Raw genomic sequence first — 15,656 nt, 5'->3', positions numbered from 1 at the left:
GGCAGGCGGTAGTGATCGTGTGAAGGGTCCGCAACCAGGGCCGACGTCCCAGGATCTGCCCTGCCCGGTCCTCCATACTGGGCAGCACCGGCAGAGGCATGCCCGCGATCGGGCGGTTGCCTCGCGTCGCCGTGACCAGTTGATCGACGGAAGGCAATGCGTTGGCAAGCACGAACCGGAGGGCCGCGCCCGCACGGAGCAGGCGCAGTGCACCCCGCGGGTCGAAGCGCCGCACCGCCCCGAAGCAGAAGCGGAAGCTCTTCGACTACCCGCGCACCGGCTTCCACGGCCTGCACCGCTGGCTGCCGTCGTGGCGTGTCGTCCTCGGCACGATGCTCGGCTTCGCCTTCCTCGTCGCGGGCTCGACCGTCGCCGCCTATGCGGTGACCAAGGTGCCCAGCGCGTCCGCCGACGACGTCAAGGCGCAGACCACGACCGTCTACTTCGCTCCGCACGACGACGGCACCCCCGGAGCCGTCATGGGGACCTTCGCCACCCAGAAGCGCAAGGTGGTCGACTACGCGACCCTGCCGAAGTACGTCGGCCAGGCCACCGCGGCCGCGGAGGACAAGTCGTTCTACAGCAGCAGCAGCGGCATCTCCATCAAGGGGATGGGCCGCGCGCTGATCAACAACCTCAAGGGCGGCAAGACCGAGGGCGGGTCCACGCTGACGCAGCAGTACGTCGAGCGGTACTACGTCGGTCAGACGACGACCGACTACGTGGGCAAGGCCAAGGAGGCGTTCCTGGCGATCAAGATCGCCAAGACGCAGTCCAAGGGCGAGATCATGGGTCGCTACCTGAACGCGATCTACTACGGCCGCGACTCGTACGGGATCCAGGCCGCCGCGCAGGCGTACTTCGGGGTCGACGCGTCCGCGCTGACCGTCGAGCAGTCCGCGCTGCTGGCCGGCATCATCCCGTCGCCCAACAACTGGGACCCGCGGGTCAGTCCGAAGAAGGCCGAGGCGCGCTGGAACGTCGTGCTCGACTCGATGGTCGACTCCGGCTGGCTGACCGGTGCCGCTCGCGACGCGATGGTGTTCCCGCAGACCATCCCGTACGTCGAGAGCAACACGATGGGCGGCACGAACGGGTACCTGCTCGCCATGGTCCGCGACGAGATGCTGAAGGACTACGGCGTCCAGGAGGGTGACCTCAAGCAGGCCGGGTACTCGATCGTCACGACGATCAAGGAGGACATGCAGGCCAGCGCCGTCGCCCAGGCGAGCGGCTTCATGTCCGGGACCCTCGAGGGCGAGAAGGCTCAGCCGAACCCGCTGACCCGAGCATCCATCACGTCGGTCGACCCGACGAGCGGAGCGATCCTCGCGCTGTACGGCGGCCCCGACTTCCTGGGCACCGGACCGCAGGACCAGCTCAACCGCGCCACCGTGGACCACCCGGAGGCCGGATCGACGGTCAAGCCGTTCGCTCTGATCGCGGCGCTCGAGAAGGGCATCCCGCTCACGACGAAGTTCAACGGCAACGCGCCCCAGAAGATCAAGGGCTGGGACCCCGTGCCGAGCAAGAGCGTCGTGACGAACTTCGCCGGTGAGGAGCACGAGGGGACGGTCGACCTGGTGAAGGCGACGGCGGACTCCGTCAACACGGTGTTCGCCCAGCTCAACCTGCAGGTCACCCCTCAGGCGACGCAGGAGGTCGCCGACCGAGCCGGCGTGCCCGACATCGGGGTCAACAACAGCAACGTCCTCGGGTACGCGTCGGTGCACCCGATCGACATGATCGGCGCCTACGCGACGATCGCCTCCGGCGGCATCCTGCGCACTCCGTACATCGTCGCCCAGGTCAAGGACTGGAAGGGGAACGTCGCCTACGAGCACCAGGTCCAGTCGAAGCGCGTCTTCGCCGCCGACGTCATCGCGGACACGACGTACGCCATGCAGCAGGTGGTGCAGTCGGGTTCGGCGAAGCCGTGGATCAAGCCGCTCGCCCGTCCGATCGCCGGAAAGACCGGTACCTCGACGGACAACAAGTCCGCCTGGTTCATCGGGTTCACCCCCAAGGTCGTCACCGCGGTCTCGCTGTCGCAGATCAGCGCGGACCTCAAGGGCGAGGACACCATCTCGCCGCTCGGCACGGGCAAGAACAAGGGCCAGGTCTCCGGTGGCAAGTGGCCGTCGTTCATCTGGCAGTCGTACATGAAGACCGTGTTCGCGATGCCCGCCTATGCGGCCGTCGAGGACTTCCCGCCGCGCGCCAACGTCGCGGCGGACAAGAAGCCGACCGCTGCTCCGAAGCCGTCGGAGACGGTTGCCCCGCCGGCCCCGACCGCGCAGGCCCCTCAGCAGATCGCGGTCCCGGCCGGTCTGGAGGGCGAGCCGAGGCGGATGCCACCGCGGCAGTGGTCAACGCGGGGCTCGCGCCCAACATCATCTCCGAACCCTCGGACACGGTCACGAGCGGGCGCATCATCCGCATCGATCCCGCCGGCGGAACGATGCTGGCCCCCAACGGGACGGTGACGCTCGTCGTCTCCACGGGCCCGAAGGCCGCCCCGACGCCGGCACCCACGGCGACGACACCGGTCCCGGCGTCACCCTGACGTACCCGACCCGCCACACGACCGAGGCCCGCATCCCCGCGGGCCTCGGTCGTTCGCGTATGGGCTGCGCGCGGCTCGTGCGTCTGGCGGCGGTCGTCGAGGGCGGATTTCGGTCCGGCGAGCCGGACCGGTAGACTGCGAGGCTGCTATGCCCGACGAACACCTCGTCGACCTCGACGGGGTTCGGGCGCAGCGACGCACAGACCCTCCTGCCACGGATCGACCGTGGCCGCTGAGACCAGAGGAGGTGGGTATGAGCCTGCGTCAGTACGAACTCATGATCATCCTTGACCCCGAGATCGAGGAGCGCACCGTTGCTCCGTCGCTCGACAAGTACCTGACGGTCGTCAAGACCGACGGTGGCACTGTCGACAAGGTCGACATCTGGGGCCGTCGCCGGCTGGCGTACGACATCCAGAAGAAGTCCGAGGGCATCTACGCCGTCATCGACTTCCACGCGACGCCCGCGACCGCCGAGGAGCTCGACCGCCAGCTCGGCCTCAACGAGGTCGTCCTGCGGACCAAGGTCCTGCGCGCCGACGCCTGATCGCACCTTGTGGGTGGTCGCATCTAGCGTGCGACTCCACAACATCTGACTTTCATCTCGAACGAGCGAGGAGCTGGGTATGAGCGGTGAGACCGTCATCACGGTGATCGGGAACCTGACCGGGGATCCCGAGCTGCGCTCACCCCCTCGGGGGCTGCTGTCGCGAACTTCACCGTCGCGTCCACCCCCCGCACGTTCGACCGCCAGAGCAACGAGTGGAAGGACGGCGACACGCTGTTCCTGCGCTGCTCCATCTGGCGGGAGGCGGCCGAGTCGGTCGCCGAGTCACTCACCAAGGGCACCCGCGTCATCGTGACCGGCCGGCTCGTGCAGCGCTCCTACGAGACCCGCGAGGGCGAGAAGCGCACCGTGTACGACTCCAGGTCGACGAGGTCGGCCCGTCCCTGCGCTACGCCACGGCCAAGGTCACCCGGACTCAGCGTTCGGGTGGCGGCGGCGGTGGCTTCGGCGGAGGAGGCGGCGGCTACAGCGGCGGCGGCTCGAACAGCGGGGGCGGCAGCCAGCAGGACGACCCGTGGGCCACGCCCACCGGTGGGTCCGGCGGCGCCGGCTACGCCGACGAGCCCCCGTTCTGATCGACACGGGCGCCTAGCAACACCCCGCATCTCTCCATCCCTGGGAATGGCAACGCCCAGGGCTCCAGCAGACAAGGAGCACCACGATGGCCAAGGCCGTGGTCCGCAAGCCGAAGAAGAAGCAGAACCCGCTCAAGGCGGCGAAGATCGACGTCGTCGACTACAAGGACACTGCGCTGCTGCGCAAGTTCATCTCCGACCGCGGGAAGATCCGCGCTCGCCGGGTGACCGGTGTGTCCGTCCAGGAGCAGCGCGCGATCGCGCGTGCCGTCAAGAACGCCCGCGAGATGGCACTCCTGCCGTACTCGTCGTCGGCGCGCTGAGAAAGGAGACCATCATGGCAAAGATCATCCTTACCCACGAGGTCACCGGTCTCGGTGAGCCCGGCGACGTGGTCGAGGTGAAGGACGGGTACGCCCGGAACTTCCTCGTCCCGCGCAACCTGGCGACGCCCTGGACCAAGGGCGCCGAGAAGGACGTCACCGCGATCCGCCTGGCGCGCAAGCGTCGCGAGATCGCGTCGCTCGACGACGCCAAGGCGATCCGCGACTCGCTGCAGTCGAAGGCCGTCGTCGTCACCGCCAAGGCCGGCGAGTCGGGCCGTCTGTTCGGTCACGTCACGACCGCCGAGATCGCGGAGGCCGTCAAGAAGTCCGGCGCGCCGCAGATCGACAAGCGCAAGGTCGAGATCGGCCAGCCGATCAAGGCCCTGGGCGAGTACCAGGTGTCGGTCCGTCTGCACGCAGACGTCGCCGCCACGGTGACCGTCAAGGTCGTCGCAGCCTGAGCTGAGCACGTTCGACGATGCCCCGCCCTCCGCCGTGGAGTGCGGGGCTTCGTCGTGTCCAGGGGTCAGGCGACGCCGAGGTAGGCCTGCTTGACGGCCGGGTCGGCCAGCAGCCCTTGCCGCCGCCCGTGGTGATGACCTCGCCGCTCTCCAGGATGTAGGCGCGGTCGGAGCGGGACAGGGCCTGCTGGGCGTTCTGCTCGACGAGCAGGATCGTCGTGCCGGTCGAGTTGATCTCGGTGATGATGCGGAAGATCTGCTGGATGACCAGCGGCGCGAGCCCCATCGACGGTTCGTCGAGAAGGAGCAGCCGCGGGCGGGCCATGAGCGCGCGGCCGATGGCGAGCATCTGCTGCTCGCCGCCCGAGAGCGTGCCGCCCACCTGGGACCGACGCTCCTCGAGGCGGGGAAAGACTCGAACACGCGCGCGACCGTGGCGTCGTGCTCCGCCTTGGTGTCGAAGGTGCGCGCGTAGGAGCCCATCTCGAGGTTCTCCATGACGGTCATCCCCGGGAAGACCCCGCGACCCTCGGGCGCCTGGACGATCCCGGCCAGCACACGCGTGTGCGCCTTCATGCGGGTGATGTCCTTGCCGTCGAACCAGACCGACCCGTGCGAGAGCGGCCGGATGCCGGAGACGGCGCGCATCGTCGTGGTCTTGCCGGCACCGTTGGCGCCGATCAGCGTGACCAGCTCGCCCTCCTCGACGGTCAGCGAGATGCCGCGGACGGCCTCGATGCGGCCGTAGGCGACGGTCAGGTCCTTGAGCTCAAGCAATGGCATCGTCGGGCACCCCCAGGTAGGCGGCGACGACGGCCGGGTCCGCGGAGACCTCCGCGGGGAGGCCGTCGGCGATCTTGCGGCCGAACTCCAGGACGACGACCCGGTCGGTCACGCCCATCACGAGGCGCATGTCGTGCTCGATGAGCAGCACGGTGAACCCGTCGTCGCGAATCTTGCGGATCAGGTCCATGAGCTGCTGCTTCTCCGCCGGGTTGAACCCGGCTGCCGGCTCGTCGAGGCAGAGCAGCTTGGGCTCGGTGGCCAGGGCGCGGGCGATCTCGAGGCGCCGCTGGTCGCCGTAGGGGAGGTTGCGGGCCTGCTGGGTGGCGCGCTTGCCGATGCCGACGAACTCGAGCAGGGCCATCGCGCGCTCCAGCGCGTCGCGCTCCTCGGCGCGGTGACGGCGACTGCGGAACACCGCACCGGGGACCGACGTCTTGTGCCGCGCGTCGGTGCCGACCACCACGTTCTCCAGCGCCGTCATGTCGCTGAACAGCCGGATGTTCTGGAACGTGCGGGCGATGCCGAGGCGGGTGATCTCGTTGCGCTTGATCGCGCCGATCTTCCGCCCGTCGAACACCACGCTCCCCGACGTTGGCCGGTAGATGCCCGTCATCGTGTTGAAGCACGTGGTCTTGCCGGCACCGTTGGGCCCGATCAGGCCGAGGATCTCCCCGCGCCGGATGTCGAACGAGACGCCGTCGAGAGCGGTCAGGCCGCCGAACTTCACGGTGACGTCGTCCATCGCCAGCAGCGACTGGCCCACCTCGGTCCGGATGTCGCGCTCCGACGCGATCATCTCGGCGACCTTCTCGGGGTCGGCCAGGTCCGGGTTCACGTCGGCGACGTCGACGGACACCGCCGTCTCCACCTCACCGTCGGGCAGGTAGATCTCGTTCAGGTCGGCGCGGGTGGTGATCAGGTCGTCGGGGGCGCGGAACTGCTCGTCGCCCTCCGACCCCGCACCCATGCCTCCGGGAGTGCTCATCGGGTGCCCCCCTCGGTGTCGTCGGACGAAGCGGCCGCGACCGTTGCGGGCACCGGCGGCTTCGACGCGAGGGCCGCCGCCGCGAGGTACGCACGGCGGGCCGCGACGTAGACCTGACGACCGTACGTGAGCAGCTTCTGTCTCGCCGGGAAGAGTCCTTGTGGTCGGAAGATCATCAGGGTCATCAGGGCGAGGCCGAAGAACAGGTACTTGTAGTTGGCGATCTCGTCGCCGTTGATGGGGATGCCGAACAGCTGCGTACGCCCGAGGAAGAAGTTGGGCAGGTACACGATGATGAACGCGCCGGCGATGACGCCGAGCTTGTTGCCCTGACCGCCGAGGACGACCGCGCACAGGAACAGCATCGAGTTGATGACGTTGAACGTGGACGGCACCACGAACTGGACCTGGCCCGCGTAGAGCGCCCCGGACAGGCCACCGATGGACGCGCCGATCACGAACGCCCACAGCTTGAACTTGAAGGTGGGCACGCCCATGATCTCGGCGGCGTCCTCGTCCTCGCGGATGGCCACCCAGGACCGTCCGACCCGAGACCGCTCGAGGTTCCCGACGATGACCAGCACGATGATGATGAGCACCATCGACAGCCAGAACCAGAACGCACCGGAGTTCAGAGGTGGGGTCACGTTGCCGGCGGAGAAGACGCCGTTCGGGCGTTCCTGGCTGACGCCGGCGACGGGGTAGGCGATCTGCGAGAGACCGCGGCCGCCGCCGGTGAGCGAGGTGAGGTTGTCGGCCAGGAGGCGGACGATCTCTCCGAACCCGAGGGTGACGATGGCCAGGTAGTCGCCGCGCAGCCGCAGGGTCGGTGTGCCGAGCACCAGACCGGACAGGGCGGTCGCGGCGATCGCGATCGGGACCGCGAACAGCCACGCCCAGTCCTTGGAGAGCCAGTCGTCGGTGAGGTTCCACGGGCTGTCGGGGCTGGTCAGCAGGCCGACGGTATAGGCGCCGATGGCGTAGAAGCCGACGTACCCCAGGTCGAGCAGACCGGTCTGGCCGACGACGACGTTCAGGCCGATGGCGAGCAGCGCGTACATGCCGAACTGGGCGAGCACGCTGCCGAAGTCGGTGCCCACCGTGGTGATGACCGGGAGGCGCAGCACGGGCAGGAGGGCGATGAAGATGATGATCGGGGAGCCGACCAGCCACTGCATCTGGCGCGGCAGGGCGTCCCACCACAGGCGCAGGCGGTCGCCGAGCCCGAGGTGCAGGGCGTCGGCGGTGGTGGTGGTGCTCGTCGAGACGTCGGTGCTCATGCGCGTGCCCTCCCGAGGGACTCACCCAGGATGCCTGTCGGCCGGAACATGAGCACCAGCACCAGCAGGACGAAGGCGACGACGTCGCGCCACTCGGTGCCGAAGACCGCCTGGCCGTACAGCTCCATGACGCCCAGCAGCAGGCCACCGAGCAATGCACCGCGCAGGTTGCCGATGCCGCCGAGGACTGCCGCGCTGAACGCCTTGATGCCCAGGATGAACCCTCCCGAGTAGATGATCCCGCTGGGGACGCGCAGCGTATACAGCAGCGCGGCCGCGCCGGCGAGGATGCCGCCGATGAGGAACGTCAGCACGATGACGCGCTCGCGGGACACGCCCATGAGGGTGGCCGTCACGGGGTCCTGCGCGACGGCCCGGATGCCGCGGCCGAACTTCGTCGCGTTGATGAACCGGTCCGTCATGAATGCCAGGACCAGGGCCGACAGGACGATGACGATCTCGACGTTGGTGACCGTGGCGCCGAAGATGCTGAAGACGTCGACCGGTTCGACCAGCCGGATCGGCTGCTGGGCGTTCACGCCGCCGAGCTGCCCGCCGGTCAGCTTGGGCAGCACGAAGTGCACGAACTCCTGGATGACGAACGAGGCGCCGATGGCGGTGATGAGGAACACGAGCGAGGGTGCGCCGCGCTTGCGCAGCGGCCGGTAGGCCACCCGCTCGAGCCCGACCGCCGATCCGCCGGCCACGATCATGCCGCCGATCAGGGCGATCCCGAGATAGAGGATCGTCAGCGGTATGCCTTCGTTGTACGCGTTGCCGCTCGGGGTGAAGCCGAGGAGCAGCAGCGTCCCGTACACGCCGAACATGCCGAGCATGAAGATCTCGGAGTGCGCGAAGTTGATGAGCCGCAGCACGCCGTACACGAGGGTGTAGCCGACGGCGACCAGCGCGTAGATCGAGCCGTACGTGAGGCCGTCGATGGTGAGCGCCCAGAAGTTCTTGGCCAGCGCGTGCAGATCGAACCCGATCATCGGATCGGCCAGGACCTGCGCGCCTGCGTGCAGGACAGAACTCATGCGACTCCTCGTGCGGGGGTTGGGCGACGGTACGGCACGACGGCCGGGTCCGTGCGGACCCGGCCGTCGTGCGCGCGCTACTTGACCTGGTAGATCCAGATCAGGGCCGAGGCGAGCTCGCCCGTCGACTCCCACTTGTAGTGACGGGCCAGGCCGTCACCGTCGTAGTTCTTCACGTAGTCGACCAGGCCTGCACGGTCCTTCACGCCCGAGTCGATGCCCTTGAGCATGATCGTCGTCAGGTCGTAGGCCTCGACCGAGTAGACCCCCGGGGCCACGTTGAACTTGGCCTGGTAGTCCGAGGCGAACTTGTCGGGCGCGGGGCCGCAGGGGCAGGACAGGTAGGCGCCCTTGGCGGCGTCACCGGCCTGCTTGACGAACTGCGGGTCGTTGCTGCCGTCGGCCGAGACGAAGGTGGCCGTGACGCCACCCTCCTTGAGCTGCGACGCGAACGGCGCAGCCTCGGCGTAGTAGCCGGCGTAGAACACGGCGTCCGGGCTCTCGCCCTTGACCAGCTGGACCGCGGCCGAGAAGTCCTTGTCACCGGTCTTGACCTTGGCGGCGCAGGCCGAGTCGGCCGCGTCTCCGAGGCCGGTGGTGATCTGCTCCGCGAGGCCCACGCCGTAGTCGGAGTCGTCCTGGACGACGCAGACCTTGGTGTACTTCAGCGTGTTGACCATGTACGCGGCGACCGACGGGCCCTGGACCGCGTCGTTGGCCAGACCGCGGAAGAAGTTGGTCCAGCCGTTGGTCGTCAGGCCCGGGTTGGTGGCCGAGGCCGTGAGCGAGAGCAGGCCGGCCTGGTTGAACACGGGGCCGACGGCCTTGGTCTCACCGGAGAAGGCCGGGCCGAGAAGGCCGATGACCGAGGCGTCGCCGACGATGGTCGGCGCGACCTGCGTCGCCTTCTGCGGGTCACCCTCGGTGTCGAACTGCTTGATGGCCACCTGGCAGTCCTTCGACGCGGCGTTGTGTGCGTCGATGGCCAGGGTGGCGCCGTTGAGGATGTTGATGCCGAGAGCAGCGTTCGCGCCCGTGAGGGCACCGGCCATGGCGATGGTCACCGGGTCGCACTTCGCGCTCGGGTCACCGGCCGGGTCGGCCGGCGTGCCGCTGTTGTCGACCTTGACCTCTGCACCCTTGTTGTCGATCTGGACCAACGGCTGGATGGACAGTGCGGCCGAGGCCTCGGTCGAGGACGCGCTGGAACCCGAACCCGAGCCGTCCGAAGACTTGGACGAGCACCCGGCGACGGCGAGGCCGACCACCAGGACGAGCGCAGTTCCCGCGAGGCGCGGAGTCGATCTACGCATGTGATACCTCCGTGGATATACGTGGCCACCCGTGCGGGCGGGCCGCTTCCCGACGGTGCCGGGGCTGAACGCAACGTAAGCCCATGGGGTTACCGGGGCGTTTCATTAGCCTCGAAAACCCGGTCTCAGATCGAGAACGCCCAGGTCACAGAACGATCACGGCGCGGCCGATCATCGGCGCGGAGGGGTCGACGGCGTCGTCGAGCCCCGCCGCGGGCAGTCTTACGTGTTGTCGGGCAGTGCGCCAGCCCTCGCCGCTGAATCCGTTCAGTTCCCGGTGACGATCCAGCGGTTACCGCGTGCCCGCAGGCCGGTGGTGAGGGCGCGGGCCAGCATGAAGACGCCCGCGAACGCCGCCCACAGCCACGCCAGACCGGCCGCCCCCGACGGCGAGAGGTGCTCGACCGCCAGCGCACAGGGCACGTAGACGGCCAGGGTGCCCATGCCCGCCCAGGCGAGGAAACGCCCGTCGCCCGCGCCGATCAGGACGCCGTCGAGCACGAACGTCCACCCGGCCATCGGCATGGTGACGCCCGCGACGACGAGAGCGACGGTGGCGGCGTGCTGGACCGACGCCGACGGGGTGAAAAGCGGGACGTAGAGCCAGCCGAGCCCGCCGAGCACGAGACCGAGGGCCGCGCCCGCGCCGACGCCCCACTGCAGCGTCCGGCGCAGGAGCGCGCGGACCAGGGGCACGTCGGCGGCGCCCAGCGCGTGGCCGACGAGGGCCTGAGCGGCGATGGCCAGCGCGTCGAGCGCGAAGGCCGCGAGGCCCCAGACGGCGCCCACCACCTGGTGCCCGGCGAGCGGGACCGGGCCGAGGCTCGTCGCGACGACGACCGTGAGCAGGATGGCCAGCCGCAACGACAGGGTGCGGACGAGCAGCGGCGTGCCGGCGCGAGCGTTGGCGATGATGCCGCCGACGGCGGGGCGGAGCTGGGCTCCCTCCCCGCGGGCGCCGCGGACGACGACCAGGCCCAGCACGAGTCCCATGGCGACCTGCGTGATCGCGGTGCCCAGGCCCGACCCCGCGATGCCCATCCCCACGCCGTAGACGAGGGCGATGTTGAGCAGCGCGTTGGCGATGGCGCCGGCGCTCGCGACGACCAACGGCGTGCGGGTGTCGAGCAGACCGCGCAGCGCGCCCGTCGAGGCCAGGACCAGGAGCATGCCCGGCAGCCCGGGCGCTGACCAGTGGAGGTAGATCACGGCCTGCTCGGCGACGACGTCGGACGCCCCGAGAGCGTCGACCACAGCTGGTGCGGAGAGCCAGACGGCGACGGCGAGCACCAGACCGAGGCCGAGGGCGAGCCACATGCCGTCGACGCCGAGCTGCAGGGCGCCCGCCCGGTCTCCGGTGCCGAGGCGTCGCGCGACCGCCGCCGTCGTGGCGTAGGCGAGGAACACGCACAGGCCGATGACGGTGATGAGGATCGTCGAGGCGAGCGCCAGGCCGGCCAGCGGTGCCGTGCCGAGGTGGCCGACGACCGCCGAGTCGACGAGCACGAACAGCGGTTCGGCGACGAGCGCGCCGAGGGCCGGGACGGCGAGGGCCAGTATCTGCCTGTCCACGCCAGGGCGAGTGTGTCCGACAGGTGAAATCCCGGCCAACCTTTCCTCGGTCCACAGGAACTACTGGGTGTTTACGCCGGTCCGGGCGTCGAACACGGACGAATCTGGCTCGTCGTCCACACCTCTGTCCACGGTCTGTGGGCAACTCGCCAAGGTTATGCACAGGCCATCGACAGGTTTGGGCCGCCGTCCACAGCACACCCCACAGACCCCCGAGGGCCCGTTTGGACAGCCACCCGGAGGTGCGCCTACCGTCCAAGAGCGAGGTCGGGAAGAGGCCCGCGCGGGCCTGAGTGTCAGTACCCCAGAGTACATATGTTCGAACGATGACGATGGGGAAGCGATGACGATCGACGAGCTCGAGTACGGTGCGCCGGCCGGGTCCAGCCGCGGTGGCGGCGGCTACGACCGCACCCCTCCGCAGGATCTCGACGCGGAGCGCTCGGTGCTCGGCGGCATGATGATCTCCAAGGACGCGATCGCCGACGTCGTCGAGCAGATCCGCGGCACCGACTTCTACCGCCCCGCGCACGAGGTCGTCTACGACGCGATCCTCGACCTGTACGGCCGCGGCGAGCCGGCCGACGCGATCACGGTCGCCGACGAGCTGACCAAGCGCGGCGAGATCGGCCGCATCGGCGGCGCGCCCTACCTGCACACGCTCATCTCGTCCGTCCCGACCGCCGCGAACGCCGGCTACTACGCCCGGATCGTGCGCGAGCGGTCCGTCCTGCGCAAGCTCGTCGAGGCCGGCACGCGCATCGTGCAGCTGGGCTACGGCACCGACGGCGGCGACGTCGACGAGATCGTGAACAACGCGCAGGCGGAGGTCTACGCGGTCACCGAGCGACGCTCGTCCGAGGACTACCTGATCCTCGGCGACATCATCGGCGGGACGGTCGACGAGATCGAGGCCGCGGGCCACCGCGGCGAGGGCATGATCGGCGTCCCGACGGGCTTCTCTGATCTGGATAGATTGACCAACGGATTACACCCGGGACAGATGATTGTCTTGGCCGCGAGGCCCGCAATTGGCAAGTCGACAATGGGAATCGACATTGTTCGTTCCGCGTCGATCAAGCACGGGATGACGTCGGTCGTGTTCTCCCTCGAGATGAGCCGCAACGAGATCACCATGCGTCTGCTGTCGGCCGAGGCGCGCGTGCACCTGCAGAAGCTGCGCAACGGTCAGATGGGCGAGGACGACTGGGCCAAGATCGCCGCGACCATGGGCAAGATCTCCGAGGCGCCGCTGTTCATCGACGACTCGCCCAACATGTCGCTGATGGAGATCCGCGCCAAGTGCCGTCGGCTCAAGCAGCGCCACGACCTCAAGCTGGTCGTCATCGACTACCTCCAGCTGATGTCGTCGGGCAAGCGCGTCGAGTCCCGCCAGCAGGAGGTCTCGGAGTTCTCTCGAGCCCTCAAGCTGCTGGCCAAGGAACTCGAGGTCCCGGTCATCGCCATCAGCCAGCTGAACCGTGGCGCCGAGCAGCGCACCGACAAGCGCCCGCAGATGAGCGACCTGCGCGAGTCGGGCTCGATCGAGCAGGACGCCGACATCGTGATCCTGCTGCATCGTGAGGACGCCTACGAGAAGGAGTCCCCGCGAGCAGGGGAGGCCGACGTCATCGTCGCCAAGCACAGAAATGGCCCGACCGACACGTTGGTCGTCGCATTCCAGGGGCACTACTCGCGCTTCGTGGACATGCAGGCCTGATCTCCTTAGTAGGTCCCGGCTGAGCGTTGGGGATTGCGGCCCCCAGATGTGATGCCGTTGTGTTCCGCGGGACCCTGTGGCGCGACCGACTCGCCGCGAACTGTTCGTGAGCTTCGAGCACGCACGGTCCGACCGGGCCCCGCCGCCCTCGCGACTGCGACACGGCAACCGCATTGAGCGGGTGCAACGGAGCCGCGAGGAGGTCAGGCGCCGGTGTCGTCAGGGAACAGCCCCGCCCAAACCCTGAAGCAGGTGGAAGTTGTCGACCTCGGTGAACCGAAGCGCACGTCCTGATTCACGGTGGAGCACGCCCGTGCCGGCAACCATCCGACGGTCTGCGTCGGCGCCACCGGCGAGGTGATAGCCGGCCTCGTTGAGGGCCATCGTGACGATTCTGGCCTCGTCGACGACGAAGTCCTGGGCGCCGCACGGAGCGCCCGTGAGGCGGCAGACACGGCAGATCCCGCGTAGACGATTCGGTCAAACGACTCACGGCACGCGCGGTGATGGCTCGTAGCGTCCCTGACGTCCACCGCACCGCGATCGAGAGGGATCTGCCATGTATGTCACCGACCTGTCTCACGGGATCAGGAAGCGAGTTGCGATCGTCGCGACGGCGATCGTCGCGTTCTTGTACCTACTCGTCGCGGGAACGGGTGGAGCGCCTGCCGACGCGACATCCGGCCCGCCACGCGCGCCGCTTCCGACAGTTGTGCTCGTGCATGGTGCGTTCGCTGACGCCAGCGGCTGGAACAGCGAGGTTCACCTGCTCGAGCAGCTCGGGTATCCGGTGATCGCACCGGCTGACCCGCTGCGCGGACTGACATCCGACGCCGACTACATCCGAGCGGTCATCGGGTCGATCTCCGGGCCGGTCGTGCTCGTCGGGCACTCGTACGGCGGAGCGGTGATCACGAACGCCGCCCGCGGAGCGAGCAACGTCGTTGCTCTGGTGTACGTCGCGGCGTTCGTGCCTGACATCGGGACGAGCGTGGCCACGTCTTATGACCCGTCCCTCTATCCGGGATCGGCGTTGACGCCGGACGCGCTCGTCGTACGCCCGGTCCCGAACGCGGCCGCGCCCGGCGGGCAGGACGCCGATCTGACCATCCGCCCGGACAAGTTCCGGCAGGTCTTCGCCGGCGACCAGTCAGCCTCCACGGCGGCCGTCATGGCAGCGACCCAGCGGCCCCTCTCGGCGTTCGCCTTCACCGAGCCGTCAGGAGAGCCGGCGTGGAAGTCGATCCCGAGCTGGGACCTGGTGACCCTCGACGACTCGGCGATCGCCCCGGCGGGCCAGCTGTTCATGGCGCACCGCGCGGGCGCACGGGTCACGACCATCCACTCGGCGCACGACGTGATGGTCTCGCACCCGCTCGCCGTCGTGCAGCTCATCGTGAAGGCCGCCGCGATCGCTCACTGAGAGTGGGGGTCGGGCCGGCGGAGGGTCCGGCCCGACCCCTCGAGCGACTCAGTCGATCGACTGTAGCCACGGCGTCGCCGCCAGCCCTAGGCTCGCGGCAGATCCGCTGCCAGCGGCAACTGACCAGGGACTTGGGTGGAGCGTCAGGTGAACGCGCGACAGCTGCTGGGCCGTGAGCGTGAGCTAGCCGTCCTGCGTGGCCTGATCGAGGCCGAAGAGGGCGAGGGATCGGTTCTTCTCGTGACCGGCGAGCCGGGGATCGGGAAGTCGGCGCTCCTCGCCGAGGCAGGCACGCGTGCGGCGATACTCAACTACTGCGTCCTGACTGCTGCAGGTGTCGAGAGCGAGATGCACCTGCCGTTCGGTGGTCTCCAGCAGCTGACGCGGCCACTGATGGGCAACATCGGCTCCCTGCCCCGGACGCAGAGCGAGGCGCTGTCCACGGCGCTCGGGCTCTTCGACGGGCCGCGGCCCGACATCTTCCTGATCGCTGAGGCGGCCTTGAATCTTCTGACGCTGGAGCGCCAGCACCGTCGGGTCCTGGCCGTGGCCGACGACGTGCAGTGGCTGGACCCGCAGTCGCACCAGATCCTCACCTTCGTGGCGCACCGCTCCGCTGGGGCGGGGCTGCGGATCATTGGTGCGGCGCGCACCGACCACCCCGGCCCGTTCGTCGATGCTGCGTTCCCGCGTCTCGAGGTCGTGGGGGTCGACGGGGACACCGCGGACGCCATCGTGCAGTCGACCGCGCGAGACCTCACCCCGGCAGATCGGCGCCGCGTCCGGCATCAAGCCCGAGGCAATCCCCTGGCCTTGCTCGAGTTGCCTGCCGGCTGGGGCGAAGGTCAGGCGGCGGAGGAGCCGACAGCCACGCTGTCGACCCGCCTGGAACAGGCCTTCGCCGGCCGGATCTCGCAGTTTCCGGCCGAGACGAAGGACGCACTGCTGGTAGCCGCGACCGATTCCTCGAGCGAACTCGAGGAGATCCTCTCGGCCACAGCGGTCTTTCGCCTCGCCCCGACCAATGCCGCCGTGTTCACCCCC

12 protein-coding genes and 4 pseudogenes are annotated in these 15,656 nt (G+C 68.9%); 9 read left to right on the top strand and 7 right to left on the bottom strand.

Translation table 11 applies throughout. The features are described from left to right. Window positions 1-332 precede the first annotated feature (332 nt). The 6 genes and pseudogenes from AC38ZX_RS21485 to rplI form a co-directional block, all read left to right on the top strand. Window positions 333-1,976, top strand: a pseudogene (locus AC38ZX_RS21485) (transglycosylase domain-containing protein); the annotation flags it as partial. Then, on the top strand, window positions 1,937-2,566 hold the full coding sequence (locus AC38ZX_RS21480; protein WP_491297528.1) for a PASTA domain-containing protein: 630 nt from the start codon (window positions 1,937-1,939) through the stop codon (window positions 2,564-2,566). The pseudogene AC38ZX_RS21485 and the gene AC38ZX_RS21480, both read left to right, overlap by 40 nt. Before the next feature lie 253 nt (window positions 2,567-2,819). Further along, complete coding sequence (rpsF, locus tag AC38ZX_RS21475; protein WP_491295840.1) at window positions 2,820-3,113, top strand: 30S ribosomal protein S6; 294 nt, start codon at window positions 2,820-2,822, stop codon at window positions 3,111-3,113. 79 nt (window positions 3,114-3,192) lie between these two features. After that, a pseudogene (locus AC38ZX_RS21470) lies at window positions 3,193-3,709 on the top strand (single-stranded DNA-binding protein). A gap of 86 nt (window positions 3,710-3,795) precedes the next feature. Continuing rightward, window positions 3,796-4,032, top strand: a complete 237-nt coding sequence (gene rpsR / locus AC38ZX_RS21465; protein WP_028051084.1) for a 30S ribosomal protein S18 — start codon at window positions 3,796-3,798, stop codon at window positions 4,030-4,032. A 14-nt stretch (window positions 4,033-4,046) separates the two neighbouring features. Continuing rightward, a complete protein-coding gene (rplI, locus tag AC38ZX_RS21460) occupies window positions 4,047-4,496 on the top strand; it encodes a 50S ribosomal protein L9 (RefSeq protein ID WP_426593838.1) in 450 nt (149 codons plus the stop codon). 65 nt (window positions 4,497-4,561) lie between these two features. On the opposite strand, the pseudogene AC38ZX_RS21455 reads toward rplI, so the two are convergent. The 6 genes and pseudogenes from AC38ZX_RS21455 to AC38ZX_RS21430 all read right to left on the bottom strand — a co-directional run bounded on the left by AC38ZX_RS21455 (window position 4,562) and on the right by AC38ZX_RS21430 (window position 11,526). Further along, a pseudogene (locus AC38ZX_RS21455) lies at window positions 4,562-5,279 on the bottom strand (ABC transporter ATP-binding protein). Next, complete coding sequence (locus AC38ZX_RS21450; RefSeq protein ID WP_491295839.1) at window positions 5,266-6,267, bottom strand: ABC transporter ATP-binding protein; 1,002 nt, start codon at window positions 6,265-6,267, stop codon at window positions 5,266-5,268. The pseudogene AC38ZX_RS21455 and the gene AC38ZX_RS21450 overlap by 14 nt, the downstream one beginning before the upstream one ends. Next, window positions 6,264-7,547: a branched-chain amino acid ABC transporter permease gene (locus tag AC38ZX_RS21445; protein WP_491295838.1), complete on the bottom strand. Its 1,284-nt coding sequence runs from the start codon at window positions 7,545-7,547 to the stop codon at window positions 6,264-6,266. The genes AC38ZX_RS21450 and AC38ZX_RS21445 overlap by 4 nt, the downstream gene beginning before the upstream one ends. Beyond that, window positions 7,544-8,584 carry a branched-chain amino acid ABC transporter permease gene (locus tag AC38ZX_RS21440; RefSeq protein WP_426593833.1) on the bottom strand — a complete coding sequence of 347 codons (1,041 nt, stop codon included), beginning with the start codon at window positions 8,582-8,584 and terminating at the stop codon, window positions 7,544-7,546. Before AC38ZX_RS21440 ends, AC38ZX_RS21445 begins: the two co-directional genes overlap by 4 nt. A gap of 77 nt (window positions 8,585-8,661) precedes the next feature. Further along, complete coding sequence (locus AC38ZX_RS21435; RefSeq protein WP_426593832.1) at window positions 8,662-9,897, bottom strand: branched-chain amino acid ABC transporter substrate-binding protein; 1,236 nt, start codon at window positions 9,895-9,897, stop codon at window positions 8,662-8,664. Between the two features lie 267 nt (window positions 9,898-10,164). After that, window positions 10,165-11,526 (bottom strand): MATE family efflux transporter, encoded by a 1,362-nt coding sequence (locus AC38ZX_RS21430; RefSeq protein WP_491297527.1) that lies wholly within the window; start codon window positions 11,524-11,526, stop codon window positions 10,165-10,167. 286 nt (window positions 11,527-11,812) lie between these two features. Here AC38ZX_RS21430 and dnaB point away from each other — a divergent pair, with 286 nt between their 5' ends. After that, complete coding sequence (gene dnaB, locus AC38ZX_RS21425) at window positions 11,813-13,189, top strand: replicative DNA helicase (protein WP_426593831.1); 1,377 nt, start codon at window positions 11,813-11,815, stop codon at window positions 13,187-13,189. Window positions 13,190-13,408: 219 nt separating this feature from the next. Here dnaB and AC38ZX_RS21420 read toward each other — a convergent pair whose 3' ends face one another. Beyond that, entirely contained in the window at window positions 13,409-13,573 is a 165-nt protein-coding gene (locus AC38ZX_RS21420) for a hypothetical protein (RefSeq protein ID WP_491295837.1), read from the bottom strand. A 334-nt stretch (window positions 13,574-13,907) separates the two neighbouring features. On the opposite strand from AC38ZX_RS21420, the gene AC38ZX_RS21415 reads away from it, so the two are divergent. Together AC38ZX_RS21415 and AC38ZX_RS21410 are read left to right on the top strand one after the other, a co-directional pair. Beyond that, entirely contained in the window at window positions 13,908-14,612 is a 705-nt protein-coding gene (locus tag AC38ZX_RS21415; protein WP_426593816.1) for an alpha/beta hydrolase, read from the top strand. A gap of 135 nt (window positions 14,613-14,747) precedes the next feature. Further along, a pseudogene (locus AC38ZX_RS21410) lies at window positions 14,748-15,167 on the top strand (AAA family ATPase); the annotation flags it as partial. Between the last annotated feature and the right edge of the window lie 489 nt (window positions 15,168-15,656).

Source organism: Cellulomonas sp. McL0606 (genome assembly GCF_058248365.1).
The sequence above is the reverse complement of the archived record's forward strand: the minus strand, read 5'-3'. Positions and strand labels throughout refer to the sequence as shown.

Excerpts from the sequence above, each read along its gene's own strand:
- rpsR (WP_028051084.1), top strand. The coding sequence starts at position 3,796 with ATGGCCAAGGCCGTGGTCCGCAAGCCGAAGAAGAAGCAGAACCCGCTC.
- AC38ZX_RS21450 (WP_491295839.1), bottom strand. The coding sequence starts at position 6,267 with ATGAGCACTCCCGGAGGCATGGGTGCGGGGTCGGAGGGCGACGAGCAG.
- rplI (WP_426593838.1), top strand. The coding sequence starts at position 4,047 with ATGGCAAAGATCATCCTTACCCACGAGGTCACCGGTCTCGGTGAGCCC.
- AC38ZX_RS21435 (WP_426593832.1), bottom strand. The coding sequence starts at position 9,897 with ATGCGTAGATCGACTCCGCGCCTCGCGGGAACTGCGCTCGTCCTGGTG.
- AC38ZX_RS21445 (WP_491295838.1), bottom strand. The coding sequence starts at position 7,547 with ATGAGCACCGACGTCTCGACGAGCACCACCACCACCGCCGACGCCCTG.
- AC38ZX_RS21420 (WP_491295837.1), bottom strand. The coding sequence starts at position 13,573 with ATGGCCCTCAACGAGGCCGGCTATCACCTCGCCGGTGGCGCCGACGCA.
- rpsF (WP_491295840.1), top strand. The coding sequence starts at position 2,820 with ATGAGCCTGCGTCAGTACGAACTCATGATCATCCTTGACCCCGAGATC.
- dnaB (WP_426593831.1), top strand. The coding sequence starts at position 11,813 with ATGACGATCGACGAGCTCGAGTACGGTGCGCCGGCCGGGTCCAGCCGC.
- AC38ZX_RS21440 (WP_426593833.1), bottom strand. The coding sequence starts at position 8,584 with ATGAGTTCTGTCCTGCACGCAGGCGCGCAGGTCCTGGCCGATCCGATG.